The organism is Dendronalium sp. ChiSLP03b (genome assembly GCF_034531165.2).
GTDB lineage: Bacteria > Cyanobacteriota > Cyanobacteriia > Cyanobacteriales > Nostocaceae > Dendronalium > Dendronalium minutum.
In genome coordinates this window covers 56,157-78,639 of sequence record NZ_JAVRBR020000083.1, presented here as the reverse complement: position 1 = coordinate 78,639, position 22,483 = coordinate 56,157, and the positions used below count along the sequence as shown (strand labels likewise).

General features: G+C 41.7%; 17 protein-coding genes. 7 read left to right on the top strand and 10 right to left on the bottom strand.

Annotated elements, in window-relative coordinates; all coding sequences use genetic code 11:
- Positions 1-272 precede the first annotated feature (272 nt).
- Together RMY31_RS20190 and RMY31_RS20185 are read left to right on the top strand one after the other, a co-directional pair.
- On the top strand, positions 273-2,300 hold the full coding sequence (locus RMY31_RS20190; protein ID WP_322658562.1) for a serine/threonine-protein kinase: 2,028 nt from the start codon (positions 273-275) through the stop codon (positions 2,298-2,300).
- Between the two features lie 394 nt (positions 2,301-2,694).
- Positions 2,695-2,916: a DUF4327 family protein gene (locus RMY31_RS20185; protein WP_322658563.1), complete on the top strand. Its 222-nt coding sequence runs from the start codon at positions 2,695-2,697 to the stop codon at positions 2,914-2,916.
- Positions 2,917-3,376: 460 nt separating this feature from the next.
- Here the strand turns inward: RMY31_RS20185 and RMY31_RS20180 are convergent, their stop codons facing one another.
- Positions 3,377-3,628 (bottom strand): hypothetical protein, encoded by a 252-nt coding sequence (locus RMY31_RS20180; RefSeq protein WP_322658564.1) that lies wholly within the window; start codon positions 3,626-3,628, stop codon positions 3,377-3,379.
- A 491-nt stretch (positions 3,629-4,119) separates the two neighbouring features.
- Between RMY31_RS20180 and ppsA the strand changes: the two genes are divergently transcribed.
- Positions 4,120-6,603 (top strand): phosphoenolpyruvate synthase, encoded by a 2,484-nt coding sequence (ppsA, locus tag RMY31_RS20175; protein WP_322658565.1) that lies wholly within the window; start codon positions 4,120-4,122, stop codon positions 6,601-6,603.
- Between the two features lie 178 nt (positions 6,604-6,781).
- Here ppsA and RMY31_RS20170 read toward each other — a convergent pair whose 3' ends face one another.
- The gene (locus RMY31_RS20170; protein WP_322658566.1) at positions 6,782-7,345 is read right to left on the bottom strand and encodes a pentapeptide repeat-containing protein; all 564 of its coding nucleotides are present in this window, start codon (positions 7,343-7,345) and stop codon (positions 6,782-6,784) included.
- Positions 7,346-7,619: 274 nt separating this feature from the next.
- Positions 7,620-9,365, bottom strand: a complete 1,746-nt coding sequence (locus tag RMY31_RS20165) for a serine/threonine protein kinase (protein ID WP_322658567.1) — start codon at positions 9,363-9,365, stop codon at positions 7,620-7,622.
- Positions 9,366-9,833: 468 nt separating this feature from the next.
- On the opposite strand from RMY31_RS20165, the gene RMY31_RS20160 reads away from it, so the two are divergent.
- Positions 9,834-11,525 (top strand): RluA family pseudouridine synthase, encoded by a 1,692-nt coding sequence (locus tag RMY31_RS20160; RefSeq protein ID WP_322658568.1) that lies wholly within the window; start codon positions 9,834-9,836, stop codon positions 11,523-11,525.
- 341 nt (positions 11,526-11,866) lie between these two features.
- Here the strand turns inward: RMY31_RS20160 and RMY31_RS20155 are convergent, their stop codons facing one another.
- The 5 genes from RMY31_RS20155 to RMY31_RS20135 all read right to left on the bottom strand — a co-directional run bounded on the left by RMY31_RS20155 (position 11,867) and on the right by RMY31_RS20135 (position 16,042).
- A complete protein-coding gene (locus RMY31_RS20155; protein ID WP_322658569.1) occupies positions 11,867-12,088 on the bottom strand; it encodes a hypothetical protein in 222 nt (73 codons plus the stop codon).
- Positions 12,081-12,272, bottom strand: a complete 192-nt coding sequence (locus tag RMY31_RS20150) for a DUF4258 domain-containing protein (RefSeq protein ID WP_409878127.1) — start codon at positions 12,270-12,272, stop codon at positions 12,081-12,083. The genes RMY31_RS20155 and RMY31_RS20150 overlap by 8 nt, the downstream gene beginning before the upstream one ends.
- A 3-nt stretch (positions 12,273-12,275) precedes the next feature.
- Complete coding sequence (locus RMY31_RS20145) at positions 12,276-12,410, bottom strand: hypothetical protein (RefSeq protein ID WP_322658570.1); 135 nt, start codon at positions 12,408-12,410, stop codon at positions 12,276-12,278.
- 177 nt (positions 12,411-12,587) lie between these two features.
- Positions 12,588-13,022 carry a hypothetical protein gene (locus RMY31_RS20140; RefSeq protein ID WP_322658571.1) on the bottom strand — a complete coding sequence of 145 codons (435 nt, stop codon included), beginning with the start codon at positions 13,020-13,022 and terminating at the stop codon, positions 12,588-12,590.
- 59 nt (positions 13,023-13,081) lie between these two features.
- On the bottom strand, positions 13,082-16,042 hold the full coding sequence (locus RMY31_RS20135; protein ID WP_409878124.1) for a COR domain-containing protein: 2,961 nt from the start codon (positions 16,040-16,042) through the stop codon (positions 13,082-13,084).
- Between the two features lie 572 nt (positions 16,043-16,614).
- Here RMY31_RS20135 and RMY31_RS20130 point away from each other — a divergent pair.
- The 3 genes from RMY31_RS20130 (at position 16,615) to speB (ending at position 20,425) form a co-directional block, all read left to right on the top strand.
- Positions 16,615-18,156, top strand: a complete 1,542-nt coding sequence (locus RMY31_RS20130) for an FAD-dependent oxidoreductase (RefSeq protein ID WP_322658573.1) — start codon at positions 16,615-16,617, stop codon at positions 18,154-18,156.
- A 92-nt stretch (positions 18,157-18,248) separates the two neighbouring features.
- Positions 18,249-19,289: a hypothetical protein gene (locus RMY31_RS20125; RefSeq protein WP_322658574.1), complete on the top strand. Its 1,041-nt coding sequence runs from the start codon at positions 18,249-18,251 to the stop codon at positions 19,287-19,289.
- A gap of 92 nt (positions 19,290-19,381) precedes the next feature.
- The gene (gene speB, locus RMY31_RS20120; protein WP_322658575.1) at positions 19,382-20,425 is read left to right on the top strand and encodes an agmatinase SpeB; all 1,044 of its coding nucleotides are present in this window, start codon (positions 19,382-19,384) and stop codon (positions 20,423-20,425) included.
- A gap of 105 nt (positions 20,426-20,530) precedes the next feature.
- Here speB and RMY31_RS20115 read toward each other — a convergent pair whose 3' ends face one another.
- Positions 20,531-21,493 (bottom strand): 50S ribosomal protein L11 methyltransferase, encoded by a 963-nt coding sequence (locus RMY31_RS20115; RefSeq protein ID WP_322658576.1) that lies wholly within the window; start codon positions 21,491-21,493, stop codon positions 20,531-20,533.
- A gap of 120 nt (positions 21,494-21,613) precedes the next feature.
- Positions 21,614-22,477, bottom strand: a complete 864-nt coding sequence (gene blaOXA, locus RMY31_RS20110) for a class D beta-lactamase (RefSeq protein WP_322658577.1) — start codon at positions 22,475-22,477, stop codon at positions 21,614-21,616.
- Between the last annotated feature and the right edge of the window lie 6 nt (positions 22,478-22,483).

Below are 22,483 nucleotides of genomic sequence, written 5' to 3'. Positions count from 1 at the left end.
TCAGTGATAGCCAAGCAGATTTACCTGAATTTCAAGTCGCAAACACTTTTTTACAAGAATATTCTATAATCGTAAAATAATTAATTTTCAGGCTCTTGTAGTTTTCCACAAAGTTGGAGAACTGGCTAGCATTTACCAATATTGTCTCTACAAGTAATTCCCCAATTTCAACACCAGTGTTTTCTACCAACATCACACAAGAGCCAATTTTATTAAGGGAAATTTCGGGACAAACTTAGCCTATTTTGTAGTGCAGTCGCGTCTGTCAGATTATGATCTGCTGCTTAAATCCCGATTGCCCAAATCCCCTAAATCCCAATGGAAAGAAGTTGTGCCGAACTTGTAGCACCCCCTTGGTGCCACTTTTGAGAAATCGCTTCCGTGTCATCCGGGTGCTTTCTGATGAGGGGGGATTTGGCAGAACTTATCTATCAGAAGATACAGATAAACTCAATGAACGTTGTGTAATCAAGCAACTAGCGCCAAAATTCCAAGGAACTTGGTCGCAGAAGAAAGCAATGGATTTGTTTGCTGAAGAAGCAAAGCGATTACAAGAACTAGGAGAACATCCACAAATACCAACTCTCTTGGCTTATTTTGAGCAAGACAACTGTCTGTATTTAGTGCAACAGTTTATCAACGGGCAGAATTTGTTAAAGGAGTTACAGCAGCGAAAGATGTATAGACCGGGGGAAATTCAAGCAATTTTGTATGATTTATTACCCGTTCTCCAGTTCATTCACGATCGCGGTGTCATTCACCGAGACATCAAACCAGAAAATATTATCCGCAGTCGTAAAGATGGGCGATTAAGTCTGATAGATTTTGGTTCCTCTAAGCAATTTACAGCAAAAGTACAAAAGAAAATCGGCACATCAATCGGCTCACATGGCTATTCTCCTCTAGAACAGCTCAGAGATGGTAAAGCTTGCCCAGCTAGCGATTTGTACGCTTTGGGGGCTACTTGCTTTCACCTACTAACTGGAACTTCCCCCTTTCAGTTGTGGATGGAACATGGGTACGGCTGGGTGAACGATTGGCGGCAATATTTGCGGAATCCATTAATTCCTGAATTGGATTGTCTTCTCGACAAGCTGTTGAAAAAAGACATCCAGCAACGTTACCAATCAGCTGATGAAGCGATCAAAGATTTGACTCCAAAACAAATACTTGCACTGCCAGCATCTGGTCAGTCGTCTGGAAAACTACCAGTAACACAGACACCATTATTACCAGTCAAATCTACCCTGTTCAGAAATATAGTTTTGGTGAGTACTGTCATCCTCTTGTTCGGATTTGGAGAAACTTGGTATAACCAATATCGCCGCGTTCATACCATTTTGTTATCTAGGCTGAGCCAGCATCACAATAGTTCGGATAAGAGTGCGCTAAATATTAGCTCAAATAATATTTCCTTAGCTAACACCCTTAAAGGTCATGAAAAATCAGTTGTATCGGTGAGCATCAGCCCAGATGGCAAAACCATTGCTAGCAGTGGCGATGCTGAACCGACGATCAAACTGTGGAATGCAGCGACAGGAGAAGAAATCTCCACATACAAAGGTCATTCCCGAAAGGTAAATGTTGTGGCTATCAGCCCAGATGGTAAAACTCTGGTTAGTGGTAGTGATGACAAAACTATCAAACTGTGGAATCTGGCAACAGGAAAGGAAATCCGCACATTGGAGGGGCATTCCGACTCGATTCAGGCGCTAGCCATCAGCCTGGACGGTAAGACTTTGGTGAGTGGCAGTGATGATAACACCATTAAAGTATGGAATCTAGCAACGGGACGGCTAATACGTACATTTACAGGGCATACATTTTGGGTGCGGTCAGTCGCTATCAGCCCAGATGGTCGTACTGTAGCTAGTGGCAGTTTTGACAAGACAATTAAAATTTGGCAACTGGGCAAGGAAAATGCTATCCGTACACTTGCTGGCAATGCTAACACGATCACATCCGTTGCCTTCAGTCTTGATGGTACAATCCTTGCAAGTGCCAGTCGCGATCGCACAATCAAATTGTGGGATTTAGCCACAGGACAAGAAATTCGTACTCTTGTTGGTCATGCCAACACCATTACATCCATCGCCTTTGGCCCAGATGGTATGACCCTTGCCAGTGCTAGCCGCGATCGCACAATCAAATTGTGGGATTTAACCACAGGACAAGAAATTCGTACTCTTGTCGGTCATGCCGATACTGTGACATCTGTTACCTTCAGTCCTGACGGTAAGGCCCTAGTCAGTGGTAGTGAGGATAATACTATCAAGATTTGGCGTTTGTCTGGTGAATAACAGTGCTGAGTTAGGAGGAGGCAGTGGCTCGACTTGAGGCGACTGTCGTCGGCTTTGCCGACTTGTTCGGTCAAGCGCGTTCCCGCAGGGTAGCAACTGCCGTTTAGTTGTTAGTTGTCAGGAGGTACGAGGTAGGAGTAGTTATTATTTCTCCCTCATCTTCCTCATCTCTCTCATGCCCCTCATCCCCCCACTCCCTAATTAAAAATTTCCCAATCCGCATAAAATATTCTGCAATGAGTCTATCTAAAGACTGATAAATTAGCTAAATTAAGCAAGTTTCAACGTCTTGATTCTTCACAATTTCCTCCAATTTTTTTGATAAGTTTAAGATAAAGTCAAAACAAAAATGTTTTGGCTCTTAATTCCTCGATCAAAAGCGAAGGAACAAGCCATGGATACTGCTGTTAAATATGACATTGAGGTTATCAAGGAAGAAGCACGTCTACTGGTGAATAAGGGACTTGTTCACCGTCAACAACCAATTTACGCACTCTGTAAATACATCCCCGATCGCGACTGGGTATGTTTTGAGCTAGAACTCGAAAAAAACGAATTTTTGCTCAGAGATAGGGTGATTGACTTATTAGGTTGTGAAAACTGGGAAGACGATTGAAGCTGCACGTAGAAATTGCTCTACATTAACAGCATCCTTATTGAATTAACAATTAAAAATTAAAAATTAAATAAAAGACCCCCGAATATCTTCGAGGGTCTTAAATAATTAAGTTATGAAACGGAATTTTTGGCATTTTAGCACCATATTTCTATCTAAAAAACAGGCACTTGAGGGCATTTATAAGAAATTTTGACGAATTTTGCATGATATAGCAGTCATACTTGAGCAATAACACGATTTAGTCGTCTATCAGAGTATAGTCCCAAATTGGGATGGATAGTATTGTTTGAAATTTCTGGAAAAGCCTTTTAATCCAAAATTTAAGTTGCGCTGGAATAGCACCAAAGGTGCGAGCTAAAATCCAAAATTGGTACGTTTTGCTCAAGCTCAGCGTTTACTTATTTAGACTTTGAGAGAGGCTAGAATATGCAAGTTAAACATTATAAGTGCGAGCGTTTTATGCGGGCACATCTTGTACCCCTATCCACCCAGTTACAGTTTTGCGGTTGCTAGTGTATTTTCTGGTATTCGTATTTTTTCGGGTCTGAAGATTGGGAGATAATTCTCCTACAACAAGCTCTGTTAATGACCCAGAATTATTTCCACTAAATACTGGCATATCTTGCCAGCAATGGCGGCAAAACCAGGAAATTTCGGAACCACGTACATGTTGTAAAAGTAATCCAGAACAGCAAGGACAGTAAGTCATATTTTTTGAAACCCTGATTGTAAATAAGTGTGTTCAATATTAAAGCGGTTCAGTTGATAAGCCAGTAGTTTTTCAAAACAAACTATTTATAATTCGAGGATAGTCGTCAAATATGAGGAAGTTGTGAAGAAAATCATATTAATCAATTTTTTTTAATATTTATACATAATTGCTTAAGTAATACCCACGAATTAGCTTTTTAAAATTTTACTAGCACTAATAGTAATAGTAATTTTTAGTACTTGATGTATAGTTGCAGTCTAGTTGCTACCTCATGAGAAAATCCGTCCGCAATCCATTAGCTTTTCAATACAAAGCTAGTTAAACGTTTCTGACTTTATCTATATGTCAAATGTGAATAGAATTGCTTACTAGCTTTATCCTCACAAGATCCTCAAAATAACTCTCTATAAACATTAAGTGCGAACCTTAGTAGTAGATTAATTTACTACATGCCTTTTAAGTATCCTGATACTTATGGAACTTCAGTCATGTTAGAAATACTTGTACATTCAGACAATAAAAACCCAATCTCTAAAGAACAAGCCTTAGTTTTGCCTTTGAGCAAAGTTGGGATTGCAGACATTGCTTTAGTAGGCATTAAAAACGCTTCTCTGGGTGAAATGATTCAGCAACTGCGACGCAAAGGAGTGAAAGTCCCCACAGGGTTCGCTACAACTGCTTATGCTTATAGGTATTTCATTTCTTCAGCAGGTTTAGAAGCAAAACTCAGAGAGATTTTTACAAATTTAGATGTCGAGAATGTTACAAATCTGCGACAGTGTGGCAGAAAAGCGAGATTGCTTATGCTCCAAACTCCGTTTCCTCCAGAATTACAGAAAGCGATCGCTCTAGCCTACGAAAACCTCTGCCAAAATTATGGTGCTGACACTGATGTAGCCGTCCGTTCTAGTGCCACTACTCAAGATCCCCATGCTAGCTTTGCTGGACAGCAAGAAACTTTTTTAAACGTTCACGGATTAGAGGCTGTTCTGGAATCTTGTCACAAGTGTTTTGCTTCAATATTTACAGACCGTGCCATTTCCTATCGACAAATTAAAGGCTTCGACCACTTTCATATTGCCTTATCAGTGGGCGTGCAAAAAATGGTGCGTTCTGACTTATCAACTTCTGGCGTAATGTTCTCTATTGACACTGAGACAGGTTTTAAAGATGCTGCCCTCATTACCGCAGCTTACGGTTTGGGTGAGAATGTTGTCCAAGGAGCAGTTAACCCCGATGAATATTTAGTATTTAAATCTACCCTGAAACAGGGATATAGCTCAATTATTAAAAAGCGTCTGGGTACTAAAGAAATAAAGATGGTTTATGACCAGGAAGGCTTGAAATTAACCAAAAACATCTCTGTTACACCATCCGATCGCACCCGATTTGCACTCAACGATGACGAGATTTTACAACTAGCACATTGGGCCTGTGTAATTGAAGAACACTATTCCCAAGTGTGTGGCGTTTACACACCCATGGATATTGAATGGGCAAAAGACGGTTTAACTAATGAATTATTTATTGTCCAAGCGCGGAAAGAAACGGTGCAGTCTCAGAAGATGAACAACGTGCTACGTAGCTATCGCCTTGTAGAAAAAGCAGGAGAGCAGGAAAGAGAATTCTTAAATAATTTCTCCTTGTCCCCCCATCCTCTTGTGACTGGTAATAGTGTTGGCGAAATGATTGGGCAAGGCAAAGCCAGAGTCATTATGGATGTAGATCAAATTAACCAGTTTCAATCAGGAGAAGTGCTGGTAACAAACCGTATTCACCCTGATTGGGAACCGATTTTGAAACGTGCCAGCGCTATTGTCACCAATTCAGGTGGGCGCACTTGTCACACAGCAATTCTTGCCAGAGAAATGGGAATTCCGGCAATTGTTGGTTGTGGTAATGCCACTAATGTTTTAAGAACGGGGCAAGAAATCACCATCAGTTGTGCGGAAGGTGAAACTGGAAAGGTTTACCAGGGTTTATTGCCTTACGAAGTAACAGAAGTAGCATTAGAAAAACTGCCCCGCACTCACACCCACATTACGCTCAACGTAGGCAATCCAGAAGAAGCTTTTGGCTTAACTGCTATTCCTAATGATGGGGTGGGATTAGTACGGATAGAATTTATGATTGCTAACCACATCAAAGCACACCCTCTAGCGTTGATTCACTTTGATGAGTTAGAAGACAAACTTGCCAAATACAAAATCGCTGAATTAACTGCCCAATACGAAGACAAAGCGCAATTCTTTGTAGATAAATTAGCACAAGGTGTTGGTGCGATCGCTGCTGCTTTTTATCCCAAACCTGTAATTGTCCGCCTATCAGACTTTAAGAGCAACGAATACGCCAATCTCTTAGGTGGCAAGCAGTTTGAACCCCAAGAAAACAACCCGATGATTGGCTGGCGTGGTGCTTCTCGCTACTATGACGAACGCTACCGGGAAGGTTTTGCCCTGGAGTGTCAAGCAATGAAGCGGGTACGGGATGAGATGGGTTTAACCAACGTAATTTTAATGATTCCCTTCTGCCGTACTCCCCAAGAAGGTCGGCGGGTGCTGGCAGAAATGGCAAAACATGGTTTGGTGCGGGGAGAAAACAGCTTACAAGTTTATGTCATGTGCGAGTTACCCAGTAACGTGCAACTAGCAGATGAATTTAGTCAAGTATTTGATGGCTTCTCCATTGGCTCGAATGACCTGACGCAGTTAACACTGGGACTAGATAGAGATTCGGAGTTAGTAGCGCATTTATTTGATGAACGCGATGACGCTGTGCAGCGAACAATTGCTAAAGCGATCGCTACTGTTAAACAGCACGGACGTAAAATAGGTATTTGCGGTCAAGCACCTAACGATTATCCTGAATTTACCCGCTTCTTAGTAAAACAAGGAATTGATTCCATGAGTCTTAACCCTGACTCTGTACTCAAAACCATGCTGCAAATTGCTATAGCCGAAAAAGACAGTTAGTAGCTAAGTGCTAAGTAGAGACGCGATTAATCGCGTCTGTACAAGAGTTAGGAGTTAGAGAAAAAAGAGGATGGGTGATAGGGAGCGGAAGAAATGGGTAAACAAGCTAATTTCAGTACAGTCTTTTTCCCCTCTGCCCCTCTGCCCCTCTGCTTCTATCTTCCAGTCCCCAGTCCTTTTATTTAGTAGAACAAGTTGTGCCTCCGTAATTTTCAGTGCGGAACTTGTTACATTCTTTGAGAGTTGTACGCTCTAACGACCAATCATAGGGCTTGTCAGAAGTGACAGCACCATTTGCTAGAGTTGTTAATCGGAAGTTGGCTCCCCGAAAATTGGTGAACTGTAATTTGGCATCCTTTAAGTTAGCTGCTTCTAAATTGGCGCTAATGAAACCAGCGAAAGACAAATCGGCATTTTCTAGAGAGGCTGATTTTAAATTTGCGCCTGTTAACGCAGCACCAGTTAAATTTGCAGAATTTAAAACAGCAACTTCTAAATTAGCTCCAGTCAGGTCTGCATTTGTAAGATTCACTTGAGATAAAGTGGCTCCCTTTAAGTTAGCCCCTCGTAAATTTGTTCCAGTCAAATTCAGTTGAGTTAAATCTGCACTACTCAAATCGCATCGGGGACAGACACCAGTTGCCTTCAACTGCTCTAAGTCCCCCTGGTTAAACGCGAGGGTTTGTTCTGTCAAACCGAAACAGGCTAACAGGGCAATAGTAGCAACAATCTTGAGTTTCATATTTCTTATGGATATTGTTATGGATGAAAAATTACGCGTTTCTAAGTATCATACTTAACATACACGATTTTCTCAGTAAATATCAGGGATGAAGCGGTGGTGAAGAATCTGTAAAAATACTATAAATTCTGACTCTTAGACTACTCAAAACAAAATTTAGGCTATAAAATCGATTCGTAAGGAACTATACCGAACTAATTATAGACTACCACATATGCGATCCCCCTGGCTAGATAAACAAGTAGCTGGGGGGATCTTGTTTTTGGGCATTTAATTAACGCCATCCCAAAAAGCGTAGCCCAGGCACAATTAGATAATGACTCACCCCTAACCAAAAGCTCATGAAGATGCCCACAAAACCAAAAAAAGTCAGGGGAGGAAATAATGCTGACCAAAAGTTTGCACCGGAAAATTGCAAGACATTCGTTGGAAATCCTAAAAAAATTAAAACTGCAAAGATACTTGCGGTACCAAATGCAGCAACTACAGCATGAACTATGTGATGGCTGCGAAAACCTAAACTCAGGGTGAGCAGAAAAACGGCAACTAAAATCACTGTCACCAGTCCCTCGCCGCTATCTTGTGAAGAGATTAATTGCAAAAATAACCAAGCGAACCCATAGCCGATCGCACCCATTAGCGAAGCGACCAAAAACCGCCGCCGTTGACCAAAACACCCCGATGCTCTTAGTCCCCATGCTGTCCCCAAGCCTGCGGCGGCAAATACTAAAGTTTGTGTGCCGACGACAGTTTGAGTATTTTGCACTAATTCGGGCAACTGACGAAAAATAAATTCGGCAACTCGATCGCCTAAGATTGTCCATCGTGCCAAGATATAACCAGCGATCGCACCTACACTAGCGCCAATACCAGTTAGCAGCATCGCCCAAATTGTTGCCAGACATGCCTGTAAGACTTTAATAATCACCTGGGCGATAAAAATAACTGTTTTGCCTAAAGTTTGGGTAAAACCGGCTCCAGCTTGTTCTAGGGCTTGGATTAACAAAGTCAATTGGTTAGAAGTTTGCGTAGATGCTTGGCGCACAAAGTCCTGAAGTTGGGCAAATAACCTTGGCTGTGTTGATTTGCGGGTAATATTTGCCAAACGTTTTTGAATAATAGCTGCATTTGCCGGACGCGATCGCGCATCTTCTTGCACCATCTCATCGAGTAGATCTGCTAGATGCACATTTACATTTACCTTGGTTCGCCACATCAACTTGCCAGTGATGGGATCTTCCAAGTTTGGCGGATATTCACCCGTTAGTAATTCAATCATCGTCCGACCGAGGGCATAAAAATCAGTAGCTGGCCCGACATTTCCCCCAGTCACTTGTTCTGGTGGACTGTAACCTGAAGAAAATAACCTCGTGGAACTAGACTCTCGACTTAGCGTTGCTGCCCTAAATTGTTTTGCTCCACCAAAATCAATTAATACCAATTGTTCCCAGCCGCTTCTGCCTTGGTTCGAGGCGGTTGCTGTCGCAGGCATTCGCAGCATCAAATTAGAAGGCTTGATGTCACGGTGAATTATTTGGCGTTTGTGCAATTCTTGTAATATCTTTAGCGCTTGGGTGAACCAAGTTAACACCATATCTTGAGGACAGCCTTGAGGATAATTTTCTCGAATCTCCTCAAGAGTCTGCCCGTTAATTTTTTCCATCACCAAACAAGCTAGTTGGCGAGATTTGGGATTAGTCAAATTTAATTGAAAAAAACCATCAGCATCGACTTTCGGGACACCGGGATGCTGCAATCTAATTAAAACCTCTGCCTCTTGGGCAAATAATTCCAGTGCCTTTGGTGAATCTTCCACCAACACTTTCAACACTTTCTCGGTTTTGGTCTTTTGATCCCAAACCGTGTAAATTTGGGCAAAACCTCCAGAACCTAAGCGCTGGAGTGGGATATAGCGGTCTAACAGCTGTAGGACTGTGCCACAACTGTTGCAAAACTTGTTTCCCCAAGGCTGAGGATAAGGACGTTGACAGTCAGGATTTATGCAGATAGCCTTATTCATAGCTTGCACCTGGGGAAAAAGCCTTTTTCCATCTTGCCGCGATCGCGCCTAAGATAGCACCAAGTCACGGTAACAGGAAACTTCAAATCAAGTGAAGAAGGATGTCCTTGTACTGACAAGAATAATCCCGGCATTGCTTCTAGGTTATACCATTTTGGATTTTGGATTTGAGATTTAGGATTGTAAAAGAGCTACAGGATAAGCTTTTAAGCACTCTATCTGTTGCAATCATTATTCAAATTGGTAAGTAGGTAAACATAATTAATTACACAAAGTCATTGCGAATGTAGCGCAGCGGAATAAAACAATCGCAAGGGTTGGGATTGCTTCGCTTCGCTCGCAATGACTGTAAATATTTTTGTTCATCTACTTACACCGATATTTGGCGATCGCACTACGCAAAGGTATATAGCTTAAGACACAATAATTTCAGAATGAGTTTCAGCCAGATTTAAAATCAAGCCTTGTATGGTGGTTCTTCATCCGCTTTCAGATTTTATTGACTCTAATTTTGCTGTCAGTGACTCATCTGTTCGCTATTGGTATGAGGGGCGTTGTCCTCAAAGTGGCGAACTGCTGAGACTACCGCGCACACCTTTAGCAGAAGCGATCGCCTGTGGTTTGATGCGATATCTTGCCGAAAATGACTGTTATTCTCGTGAGGGCAAGATGTATGGGGTGTTGCTGGTAGAATTACCCGCTGGCGAACAAAGGGTAATAAAAGCGTTTTCCGGCCTCATGAATGGTTACAGCGTAGTTGAAGGTTGGATACCGCCAATTCCAGGACGAGACGAAGTAGCCTTAGAAGAAGCCCGTACTTTAACTGAGTTAGATGCCATTAAACAAGAACTCATTACTTTAAAACAACTCGCAGAACGGCAAGAGTACGAAACATTATCTCGTGAATTTGAGCAGCAGTTGCAAGCAATGAGCGATCGCCATCGCAATTGCAAACAGCAACGACAAGAAAAGCGTCGGCTGCTGTGCGAAACTCTAAAAGACGAAGCACTGACTATTGCCCTCGAACACCTCGATGCTGAAAGTCGTCAGCATGGAATTGAACGGCGACAACTCAAACGCCGACGGGATGAAGTGTTACAGCCACTTAAGGAGTCGATCGCAGCAGTTGATGCACGGATGCGCGAACTAAAACAGCGGCGTAAAGAATTATCCCGTCAGTTACAGGCGCAGATGCACGCTGTCTACAGCCTGACGAATTTTTTCGGACAATCGCGATCGCTGCAACAATTAATGCCGAAAGGTTCTATGCCTACTGGTACAGGAGATTGTTGTGCCCCGAAGTTACTCCATTATGCAGCGACGCATAATTTGAAACCATTAGCGATGGCAGAGTTTTGGTGGGGGCCATCTTCGGTGAATCAGGATAAAGTTCAGGGAGAATTTTATGAGGCTTGTGTTGAACGGTGTCAGCCGTTAATGGGGTTTTTGCTGTCGGGATTGAAACCTAACCCCCCTACCCCCTTCCCTGCGAGGGAAGGGAGAGTAAGAATGTCACTAAGTAGGGGAGAGGTTTTACCGATTGTTTATGAGGACGAGTGGCTGATTGCTGTGGATAAACCTGCTGGGCTACTATCGGTTCCTGGTCGTTATTATGAAACCCAAGACAGCGTTCTCAGTCGTTTGCGTCATTTATTGCCTGATGGCACAGGACTGGCGACGGTGCATCGCTTGGATTTGGAAACTTCTGGTATTCTTTTGCTGGCTCGCGATCGCTTCACCCATCGTCAACTTAGTGGGCTGTTTCAAGAGCGTCAAGTTCACAAAATTTATGAAGCTGTACTTGCTGGTGATGTGACAAGCGATCAAGGTGTAATTGAATTGCCACTCTGGGGAGATCCGCAAAATCGCCCTTATCAAAAAGTTGATTGGCAACGCGGTAAACCTAGTTTGACACGCTTTCGGGTGATAGGAAGGGAAGGAGACTACACTCGTGTAGAGTTTATGCCTCTCACAGGAAGGACTCATCAACTGAGAGTTCACGCTGCTGATTTGCAAGGACTTGGGGTGAATATTTTAGGCGATCGCCTTTATGGATGTAGTGCAGTTGGCGATCAGTTACATTTACACGCAAGAGAAATTCGCTTTCAGCATCCGCAGTTAGGAGAAACTATTCACCTATATGTAAAGACACCGTTTTGAAGATTTTGTACACAGAGGGCGAACGCTCGACCTGGAAGCCTCATCATTCGACTTCCGAACGCGAAGTTTGCACCTCATAACACAAATTTTTGAGTCAAAAAGGCGAATGCTCGACCTCAAAACCTCATCATTCGACTTCCGAACACGAAGCATGTACCTTTGAACACGGTTTGTCGAGTCAAAAAGGCGAGCGCTCGACCTCAAACCCTCATCATTTGATTTCCAAACACGAAGTTTGCACATCAGAACACAAATTGCCGAGTCAAAAAGGCGATTGCAAGCGTAAATGAAGAGAGCGATCGCATAAAGTACAAGAGGATATTAACTATCAGCTTGCTTGCTTAAGCAGCAAAGTCATACACTGGCGTTTCAACCGTGCGAACAGGCTCTTGTTGAGTCTGAATAATTTGCTGCAAGCGTTCTACTGTGGATGGTGAGAAAAATTGTTCTCCTGTCTCTGTATTTACTCGTGCAGGTACATTCTCTATCAAGTATAATTTGCCATTCATCTCTAATGTGTAGGTTACTGTTTGCTCTACTAGTCTCTCGTTCCAGTTATTCATTATTGCTGGTTCTCCTTTTAGTAAAATTACTATTCCATAGATTTGGGTTAGGCTTGTAAACTGTAATGATTTTGATTAATGAGCGAAAGGGATAACTACACTGAACGTGAATAGGTCGGTTTGTTTGCGTCAAGCCACTAATCAAGCAGCTAGGCCCATATTTATCATCAGGATAGTCTTCAATAACTTAACCACTGGCAATTGCCTCTTTAATTTCTTGTATGTGAATGTCACGCAGGATAGATTGGTCAACTGCATGTTTAGAGAATTCAAATTGATTGCTAACTATCTTGCGACGAATTTCTTCAAGCAATGCTGACATATAACTATTCTATTCATGCGTAGATGTAGCAGCTTACTGCCAAACATCGCCTTTACCCAAAACCATGCACAAGTTTGACAGAAAAAATCTTCTCTATCTTTTACTGGAGATTGGCTAAGGATATCATCTCTGAGTTAGTCTGAACACTTTACAGATTTGTCCTCAGTGTTATTGTTCTCAAAACTCTCTTGGACTACCTGCAAATATCCATACTTGATTATCTAAAGTCCTTTCTGTGACGGGTATCTCATCTGACCATCCCAAACTCCATTTGTAATAAAACCGTCCATCAAACTCACCTGAATCCCAATACACTATCTGTAAAACAACAAAAGCTTCTGTAGCCTTCATACTTTTAAATAAAGCCTCAAATCTTTCTAACCATGTAGCCCATTCATAATTGATTTCTTTAACGCACATACCAAAATGCACGATGTGTTCATCTTTATAACTGACAAGCGAATCAGAATGGTTGACAACACTAAACATTTCACGCGGCATGGGCGGCCATTCTTTTGCTGTGACTGATGGCAGTTGTTCAATCTTCTCTAAAGCTTTATTAATATCACCTTCAACTTTGATGTAACCAAATACTGTATTTGGAAATCCCATAGTATCAGCATCTTTTATAATTGTACGCTCATAATTGATAAAATAAATTTTTATCTCTTTTATTGATTATTTGCCACTGCTTTTATCTTTTTACAAATATCCACTAAAACTCGATTTTGTTCTGCTGAACTTAGACTGTCTATGGGTTGGTTGGGAGAGTGCGCTGCTTGATATTTTTCAATTTCTGTTTCTTTGTAGCTGCTATAACTTATTGGTATCCAAATGATTGTAAGTCCTTCGGCTTCAGCAGCATCTAACAATGGAGGTAACTCATTATCAGCAATAAAGTCTGATGCTAGAAAGTCGGGGCTAACCATTAACACTGCTACTTTTGCTGCTGCTAAAGCTTTTTCAATTTCTTTGCGCCACTCAGCGCCCGGTTTAATTTTGTTATCGTCCCATACATCCAGTGTTTGGTTGCGAATCATGGGTTTTAGGTGAGTCTGGAGTTTATTAAACCATGTCTGGTCTTGACGGCTATAACTAATAAAAACTTGATTTCTGGTTACGGGTTCTGATATTAGTTGCAAATCTTTAAGTGTCGGTAAAACATCGTCAATTAATCTGCGAACATCTACCATGCGAAAGCCTTTCTGACACTGAATGTGATATTGTTTAGCGTCCAGAAAATCGTACAGCACATTTAGGGGGTAGGAATGAGGCGTTTGACTCTCCTTACATCTCTCGCAGTTGCAGGGAACAAGTATCTGATATTGCAGACGTTCATATGAATTATGTATTTCTTCAAGTTTATGACTGATAACTGCTAGCAGTTCTTTTTTTCGCTTTCCTGCCACACGTATTTTAATTTCTCGTAAATTATAGTTTTCAATTGCTTCAGCACGGGTTTGGTCTTTGCTGAGAACAACGCCAGTTTTCCAAACGAGCGTTTGCTGTTCAATATAAGAATGCATTTCGACTATAAAGCGGGTAAGAATACCTTTAGGCATGAAGTCATATTTATAGCGGAGTATTAAATTATTAGATTTATCCCAGGTATAGTTAGGTTGGTTAGCAGAAAGTAATTGAGGTGCAATATAAGTACCCAAACGACTAGGTATTTCGTAGCACAGTTTAAATTTCTTCATTAGCTGTAACAGTTCTGCTCGCATATTGGCATATTTATTTTCATGCCAAATATTTGCTAAATCATTGCGGTTAAATTTACCTAAATTTTCAATTACCTGTGAGTTATCTAATACTTTATAAACGGCATCTGTACCCCAAGTGGGTTTCAGAATCACGGTTTTTCTTAGCAAGTCATCGTCTTGAAAGTGAAGGCATACACCTAAATCATGCAAATAGCCACTGAGTTGGAGTTTGTCCTCTTCTGTAGTAAATCCATGCTCCTGACAGACATTCAAATATTGTTCTAAGCTAATATGTTCGCGGGCGTCGCGTTCTAAAGCTTCTCGAACTTTAACCCATGTTTTGGGTAGTTCTGTTCCTATATGAGGTAGATTACTAATATAATACTTAATATTATTTATTATTTCTGGTAAACCGCGATTATTAGCAAAGTTTGTAGTGAGTGTTTCTTTAAAATTGGTGAATATACCTCGTAATTCTCGCTCATTGATTTCACGTTTGCGTTCCTGTTTTTCATTTTTGATAATCAACAAGGGGCTATTGTCGCTGAGTAACTCAACCACATTAAGCCAGTAGTAAAAATCTGTGTCTTCTTTACGATTATCTGCAACTAAAACATAAAGTGAGCGTTTTGTTAGGAAAAATTGGTGGGTAGCATGATAAATTTCTTGACCACCAAAGTCCCATATATTAATTTGAAATTCTTTACCATTTCCTAGTGAAAATTGCCATTGAATTATATCAATGCCTTCAGTGGAATTTTCATCTTGCGGTAACTGATAATTGGCATTTTGAATTTTTTTAACTAGGGTAGTTTTACCTGCACCAGCTTCTCCCACAATTAATAATTTGGCTTCATAGAGGCGATCGGTTTCTTGTTCTAGCTGTTGTCTGTAAAAGTTGAGAATTGCTCTAAACCCATTTATACGGATTTCTGGTGGAAGTGATTTTAGGGGATTATCGCTGAGATCAAGCACGCTGAGATTGGAGAGTTGACCAATCTCTGTTGGCAGGGTCTTCAGTTGATTACCGTCAAGGTAAAGTACGTTGAGATTGGAGAGTTGACCAATCTCTGCTGGCAGCGTCGTCAGTTGATTGTTACTGAGGTCAAGTTGGCTGAGGTTGGAGAATTGACCAATCACTACTGGCAGCATCGTCAGTTGATTGTTGCTAAGGTCAAGTTGGCTGAGGTTGGAGAATTGACCAATTTCTACTGGCAGCATCGTAAATTGATTATTGCTGAGGTAAAGCTGGCTAAGGTTGGAGAGTTGACCAATCTCTTCTGGTAGACTCGTCAATTGATTAAAGCTAAGCTCAAGTGTGCTGAGGTTAGAGAGTTGACCAATCTCTTTTGGCAGACTCGTCAGTTGATTAGAGTAGAGGTAAAGCTCCCTGAGGTTGAAAAGTTGACCAATCACTGCTGGCAGATTCGTCAGTTGATTGGAGCTGAGGTAAAGTCCACTAAGGTTGAAAAGTTGACCAATCTCTACTGGTAGACTCGTCAGTTGATTAGAGTAGAGGTGAAGCTTCCTGAGGTTGGAAAGTTGACCAATCACCGCTGGCAGATTCGTCAGTTGATTGGAGCTGAGGTAAAGTCCACTAAGGTTGGAGAGTTGACCAATCTCTTTTGGCAGATTCGTCAGTTGATTAAAGTAGAGGTAAAGCTCCCTGAGGTTGGAGAGCTGACCAATCTCTGCTGGCAGACTCGTCAGTTGATTGTAGCTCAAGTAAAACAGGCTGAGATTGTAGAGTTGACCAATTACTGCTGGCAGTCTCGCCAGTCGATTGTAGCTAAGGTCAAGCTCCTTGAGGTTGAAGAGTTGACTAATTTCTTCTGGCAGCGTTGTTAAGCTTTTACCAGAAAGGTCTAATGTTGTCGCTTTGTCTCTAGCAGCTTTTTCAATGATTTGCAGCAGTTCTTCGTTGGTCATGAGCAGAGTTTCTATCAACACAATGTCTGACAACAAGCCACTGCGCTTTTACGCAGCAAATAGAGTTAATTAATAATTTATCTTGTATCAAGGATTGCATTGAAGCAATAGCACCACTAAACCCAAGCTAATCACTGATTTAGTCAGTATAAAGGGTAAAAAAGGCGATCGCTCCCCCTCAAACCCTCAACATTCAACCTCAGAACACGAACTGTCGAGCAAAAAAAGCGATCGCTCCCCTTTCAACCCTCATCATTTCACTTCTGAACACGAACTGTCGAGCAAAAAAGGCGATCGCTCCCCTTCTAACCCTCATAATTCACCTTGCAAACACAAATTGTCGAGTAAATAGGGCGATCGCTTACCCTCCAACCCTCACCATTCCACTTCCAAACACGAACTGTCGAGTAAAAAAGGCGATATCTGATGAAAACCTGCTCGTGCTAGTAGCTAGTATGTTGAGAGGAGCGATCGCAATCTAATCAATTAAGATTATTTTGTGATGGTATGTTACTTGATAGCTATTCTTTTTCACTTTACTGAGTACCAATCCACATTTTTCCTGTATAAAAATGTCAGAATCTAAATCAAGTCTTCATACACCCGCAGACATATCAACCAATATTGACACCTTAGCTGAAGCTGTTGTTTCCTCATCTTCTCCCACAGGAATATACGATGTTTTAGTGGTTGGCGCTGGGCCTGTGGGGTTAGCAACAGCTGTTGGTTTGCGTAAACGTGGCATTGAAAATATTCTTGTCATCGACCAAACTCGCGCCTTTCGTCAAGTTGGGCAAGTCTTGGATATTCTTCCCAACGGATTAAAAGCTATTAAATATTTAGATCCTAATGCTTATGACGAAGTCAAGAAACATAACCTTGGGTTTTTAAATCTTAAGCAGTCTGATGAAAAGACAAATGAGGAACCAACACCTACCAAAACTACATTAGAATGGGTTTTCAAAAATTTGCAAGGCGAGCGAATTCGGACAGTTCCTCTTGGGTTCGATGAGTGGTTTCAAGATTATGGCGAGGGACGAGTTTCACTGTCTTGGTATGAATTGCAAACTACCCTAAGAAACTTGCTGCCTCAAGACTTAGTTAAAGCTAATCATCGTTGCATCAACGTTGTAAATGAGCCAGAAAATGAGTGCATCCGGCTTGATTATGTATCTGACAAAGGTACAGAAGCTAACCCTTACGCACATTGGACAAACGGGCAGCAATCTAAGGAAGTGCAGCCACAAAATTCAGATATTGCCTACCAACGATCAGAAACAAAATCAATCCGAGCTAAACTAATTGTTGCAGCAGACGGGATTAATTCTACAATTCGTAGAGTGCTTTACTCAGATAGTCTTTATGCACGACCTGAATATTCTGGCTATGCATCTATATATTGTACGGAAATAACCGACATACCAAACGAACTACGGGCAGAATTGGAAGAGAAATTCTTTGAAAACTCACCTATTTTGACAATTTGTAATGATGAAATATCCACAGAACCTACTGATGTGGATGGCACAAGGATGCTATTATTTCGCAGACCAAATGGTCAAATTGGATATACCATACATATAGCTTTGCCTTTGGAGTTATTGCAAGGTAAGTCTGGAAGTTCCCTAGTAGAGTTAGCTGTGCAGAAATTCGAGAAAGCAAGCTTTTCTGATGTACTTATCCAATTAGTGCGGATATCTCCTCCTGCGAATATGCAGCAGCGTCCATTTTACATTCACCGCGCTATTAGTTCTGACAATAATAGCGATCGCTCTATCAAACAGCCAGCCTGGAGTGCAGGGCGCGTTGTCTTAGTGGGAGATGCAGCGCACGGAATGCCTCCTTTTATGGCTCAAGGGGCGAATCAAGGATTGGAAGATGCATTAGCAATAGTAACTGCGATCGCAAACATTGCCCAAAACAATCGCTGGGATGATACACAAGCTATAGCCACAGCTTTTGAGAAATACGAACGTCTTCGTCGTCCATTGATGGCTTACGTACAAGAGGTAACGTTAAAACGCTTACCTTACTCTTCAAATCAAAAGTGGCAAGAATATAACGAAAAAGTGTATCTTCGCAATTTCGATCGAGTAATAGAAGCATTGTTGTAAGCGAATAACGTATAGTTAAGCACTAAGCTATTACATCAATAAAATTGCAAATTCACTTGCTAGACTGTTGGGATTCATTCGTCATCAGTCATATGAAATTTGATAAAGAAGATTTGCAATGGGCTGCTTCGCAAGGTTTAATTTCTGTGGAACAAGCAGATGCACTTTGGAAAGCACTATCTGAGCGTAACAGCGAGCGCCCCCAATTTAATTTTGCCAATGTAGCTTTTTACTTTGGTGCGTTGATTGTGATTTCCGCCATGACTTGGTTCATGACATTGGCGTGGGAGTCGTTTGGTGGTGGTGGAATTTTTCTTTTAGCTAGCGTTTATGCCTTGTGCTTTGTCCTCACAGGTAGGGATATGTGGTTTCGCCAAAATCTCAAAATTCCTGGAGGATTGCTATTTACGATAGCAGTTTCCATGGCTCCTTTAGTCATTTACGGACTGCAAAGATGGACGGGATTTTGGACTCAAGGCGATCCTGGTACATATCGTGATTTCTATAGTTGGGTCAAAGGCAGCTGGTTTCTCATGGAGTTGGGAACTATTATTGCTGGGTTAATCGCACTCAAGTTTGTACGGTTTCCATTTTTGACTGCTCCCATTGCCTTTTCACTGTATTTCATGTCGATGGATATAACACCAATACTATTTGGTGAAGCGAATTTTAATTGGAAGCAACGATTATTAGTTTCCATGTGGTTTGGGATAGCGTGTTTAATCGTTGCCTACCTAGTCGATATTCGCACGCGCAGACGGGATGGAGATTTTGCTTTTTGGTTGTATTTGTTTGGATTACTCGCTTTCTGGTTCGGTCTTTCTTTCACAGGAGACAGTAATGAATTGCAAAAATTTATATATTGTTTGATTAATTTGGGATTAATAGTACTGTCGGTGTTATTGAAACGAAAAGTTTTTATAATTTTTGGCGCAATAGGAGTATTTGCGTATTTGGGACACCTTGCCCAATCCGTTTTTCAGGATGCCGTACTATTTCCGGTGGCACTGACTGTTGTGGGATTATGCATTATCTATTTGGGTATTTTATACGAACAAAACAGTAGAGCGATCGAGCGTTTCTTTGAACGCATAATACCAGAAAGTTTAAGACAAATTTTACCTAGAGATTAACTGCTAACGCCTCAGAGCATAATTTGCTCTACTACAATACAGGTGTCCACTAGGCGGCGTGCTGTCTACCCACGTAAATCTGAAAGACATCAATGAGTAATCAACTTCAGGACTACAATCCCAGCGGCATAGGTGAAATCAATGGCAATCTTTTGGGTTTGCCATTCGATTACGAGTCTGCAAACTTGATTGTCTTTGCCGTGCCGTGGGAAGTTACCGTTTCTTATGGTGCTGGCACAGCCAACGGCCCGCAGAGAATTCTAGATGCTTCAGTTCAACTAGATTTGTTCGATTTTGACCATCCTGATGGCTGGAAACAGGGAATTTTCATGGAGGAAATTTCCCAAGATATTTTAGAGAAAAACACATACTTCCGCGCCTTAGCAGCAAAAGTTATTGAACGATTAGCACAAGGCAAACCTCTAACAGAAACACCAGATTTAACACCTGTCCTGACAGAAATTAATCAAGCTTGTCAACAGGTGAATCAATGGTTGTTTACACAGTCTCAAGAAGCAATCAAAAATGGTAAGCGAGTTGCGGTGATTGGTGGAGATCACAGTTCGCCGTTAGGTTATTTCCAAGCATTAGCAGCTAACTACGACAATTTTGGCATTTTGCACATCGATGCACACGCAGATTTACGCGATGCCTATGAGGGATTTGAATTTTCTCATGCGTCAATTATGTTTAATGCGATGAAGATACCGCAAATTTCCAAGTTAGTGCAGGTGGCTTTACGCGATATTTCTCACGATGAAGTGCAAATGATTGACCATAGCGATCGCATTGTCGCTTATTACGACCCAGCTATTAAACAAAAGCTTTATTCTGGAACAACTTGGATTGATTTATGCCGCGAAATCATCGCTCATTTACCTGAATACGTTCACATTAGCTTTGATGTAGATGGACTCGACCCCAAACTCTGTTCGAGTACGGGTACTCCTGTTCCAGGCGGACTGGAATTAGAGCAAACTTTTTGTCTGTTCCGAGAATTGGTTAATAGTGGTAGAAAAATCATTGGCTTTGATTTGTGCGAAGTCGGTGATGCTGAGTGGGATGGCAATGTTGGTGCAAGGATTGTTTACAAGCTAGCGAATTTAATGGATTTATCTCAGCAACGGTCAAAGTAGGGAGATAAGGGGATAAGAGAGCAGGGGAGGTAGGGGGAGACCATTGTACAGACGCGATTAATCACGTCTCTGCTGACTATTGTACAGACGCGATTAATCGCGTCTCTACTTAATGCGATAAACAAACGCAACCCATTCGTTTAATCGTTCGCAATCGATGACCTCGAATCCTACTTCTGTTAAGGCTGTAACAACATCTTCCTCACGATCGCTGGTAAAACCAGCTGTAATCAGTAGTCCTGGATGTGTATCAGTTTGACGAAGCGATCGCCGATAATCTTCAGCAAGGGTAATATGCACCCTTGCTAAAATATTCGCAACTATAATATCAAAGCTTTCTTTTGCTTCGATTTTGGACACATTGTCGATTGTGTCGCCACCCATCCAATGCCCCAGATCGCTGCCACAGCCTAAGCTTCCTTGAATAACTGTCACCTGCTGTTCTACGCCGTTACGCTGCACAGCATCCTGAGTGGCTTGTACGGCAATGCTGTCGTTGTCTAATGCTAAAACTGTTGCCCCCAGCTTGGCGATCGCTACACTTAAAATACCAGAACCCGATCCTAAATCGAGGACATGCATCTGAGGAACTATGTACCGTTCAAGTAATTTGAGGGTAAGAATAGTTGCTGGGTGCAAACCGCTACCGAATGCAGGAGTGGTTTTCAGTCTTAAAATTACTTCGTCTGCTGCCTCAGATTGATAAACTGCATCTGGAGTAAGTACAACAAATCTTTTCCCAATTCGACGAACGAGGGAATTAGATATATCTGCACCTAAGAATTTCTCCTCAACTACAGTTGCCTGAATTGCTGTTGTTAGTCCTGTACGATGCAAGGAGGAAAGCAGATTCACAATTTTTTCCATGCGTACCCTTGCATGGACATCGTATGGTAGATACAAACGAATCGTAAACGACCAAGAAGCATCTACATCCAGATCGCTTGAGTTTTGAGCATCATATTTTGCGATCTGAACATCATCCATATCAATATTTTCAGCCAGCAGCGTACAGACCCAATCAACAGCCTCATGTGTTGTATCGAGCCTCAATTCCAGCAACGACATATTCTTTTCCTCTGGTGTAGCTGCATCGCTGTAAAACGTTGAATGCCGACAGTAGACAACCTTTTAATAGTAACGAATGCTGGAACATGCGATCGCCTCTATTTATTAGAGTGGCAAATTTTACAGCAATTTTAAAGCTTTGAGACTACGCCGAGTAATTTCAATTCGAGTAGCAGCATCATCAGCATCGCGCATATCGATATTTGTGGCGAAGAAATAGACATTATTGTTTTGTTCCAAATATCCCACAAACCAACCAATGTTAGGAGTGACGCTGGTTGCCCAACCTGTTTTTCCTCGCAGTACATAGTCGGGGGTGCGCTCAAAGACCATGATATCTTGAACTAAATCGAAAGTACGTTGAGAAAAAGGTAACTCTTTGTGGTAAAGGCGTTGCAAAAACTCAATTTGTTGTTTGGGTGTAATTTGCAGCGGCCCTTCTAACCAAAATCGGTCGATTTGCTCAGGTGTACCAATTTGACGGTTGCCGTAGCCAACTTGATTGATAAATTTCTGCATCCGTTCGCGACCAATTTTTCGAGCCAATACTTGATAAAACCATACTGTGGAATTTTTGAAAGCTTGGCGGATGTTGGTGTCTTGATTCCAAACCGGAATTTGCCGCTGAATGCCATCCCAAGTCAAAACAGCTACTTCATTGGGAATCACGCCAGTCTCTAAGGCTACCAGAGAGTTGAAAATTTTGAAAGTTGAAGCGGGGAAGAATGCTTGTGAGTTGCGAGCAGCGTTATGTTCGTAAAACTTTTTGTTGTTTTGGTCGTAAATTAGAATTGAACCTTCTATGCCCAGTTCTCTGAATGAACGCTCAAGGTCAACACCTTGAGTAACAGGGTTTGCAGAAACAACTGAAGGTGTTTGAATTGCCTGAGAACGTGCGGGTATACCTGGGAAAATGGTAACAAGTGTAACTAGGATACTAACTGCGATCGCAATTACCAGAGGCATTCGCCGAATTTGAGCCATAACTTT

Coding starts and splice junctions, on each gene's coding strand:
- RMY31_RS20165 (WP_322658567.1), bottom strand. CDS start 9,365: ATGAATAAGGCTATCTGCATAAATCCTGACTGTCAACGTCCTTATCCT.
- RMY31_RS20135 (WP_409878124.1), bottom strand. CDS start 16,042: ATGACCAACGAAGAACTGCTGCAAATCATTGAAAAAGCTGCTAGAGAC.
- speB (WP_322658575.1), top strand. CDS start 19,382: ATGAGTAATCAACTTCAGGACTACAATCCCAGCGGCATAGGTGAAATC.
- RMY31_RS20155 (WP_322658569.1), bottom strand. CDS start 12,088: ATGAATAACTGGAACGAGAGACTAGTAGAGCAAACAGTAACCTACACA.
- RMY31_RS20115 (WP_322658576.1), bottom strand. CDS start 21,493: ATGTCGTTGCTGGAATTGAGGCTCGATACAACACATGAGGCTGTTGAT.
- RMY31_RS20180 (WP_322658564.1), bottom strand. CDS start 3,628: ATGACTTACTGTCCTTGCTGTTCTGGATTACTTTTACAACATGTACGT.
- RMY31_RS20170 (WP_322658566.1), bottom strand. CDS start 7,345: ATGAAACTCAAGATTGTTGCTACTATTGCCCTGTTAGCCTGTTTCGGT.
- RMY31_RS20125 (WP_322658574.1), top strand. CDS start 18,249: ATGAAATTTGATAAAGAAGATTTGCAATGGGCTGCTTCGCAAGGTTTA.
- blaOXA (WP_322658577.1), bottom strand. CDS start 22,477: ATGGCTCAAATTCGGCGAATGCCTCTGGTAATTGCGATCGCAGTTAGT.
- RMY31_RS20160 (WP_322658568.1), top strand. CDS start 9,834: ATGGTGGTTCTTCATCCGCTTTCAGATTTTATTGACTCTAATTTTGCT.
- RMY31_RS20140 (WP_322658571.1), bottom strand. CDS start 13,022: ATGGGATTTCCAAATACAGTATTTGGTTACATCAAAGTTGAAGGTGAT.
- RMY31_RS20185 (WP_322658563.1), top strand. CDS start 2,695: ATGGATACTGCTGTTAAATATGACATTGAGGTTATCAAGGAAGAAGCA.
- RMY31_RS20145 (WP_322658570.1), bottom strand. CDS start 12,410: ATGTCAGCATTGCTTGAAGAAATTCGTCGCAAGATAGTTAGCAATCAA.
- RMY31_RS20190 (WP_322658562.1), top strand. CDS start 273: ATGATCTGCTGCTTAAATCCCGATTGCCCAAATCCCCTAAATCCCAAT.
- ppsA (WP_322658565.1), top strand. CDS start 4,120: ATGTTAGAAATACTTGTACATTCAGACAATAAAAACCCAATCTCTAAA.
- RMY31_RS20130 (WP_322658573.1), top strand. CDS start 16,615: ATGTCAGAATCTAAATCAAGTCTTCATACACCCGCAGACATATCAACC.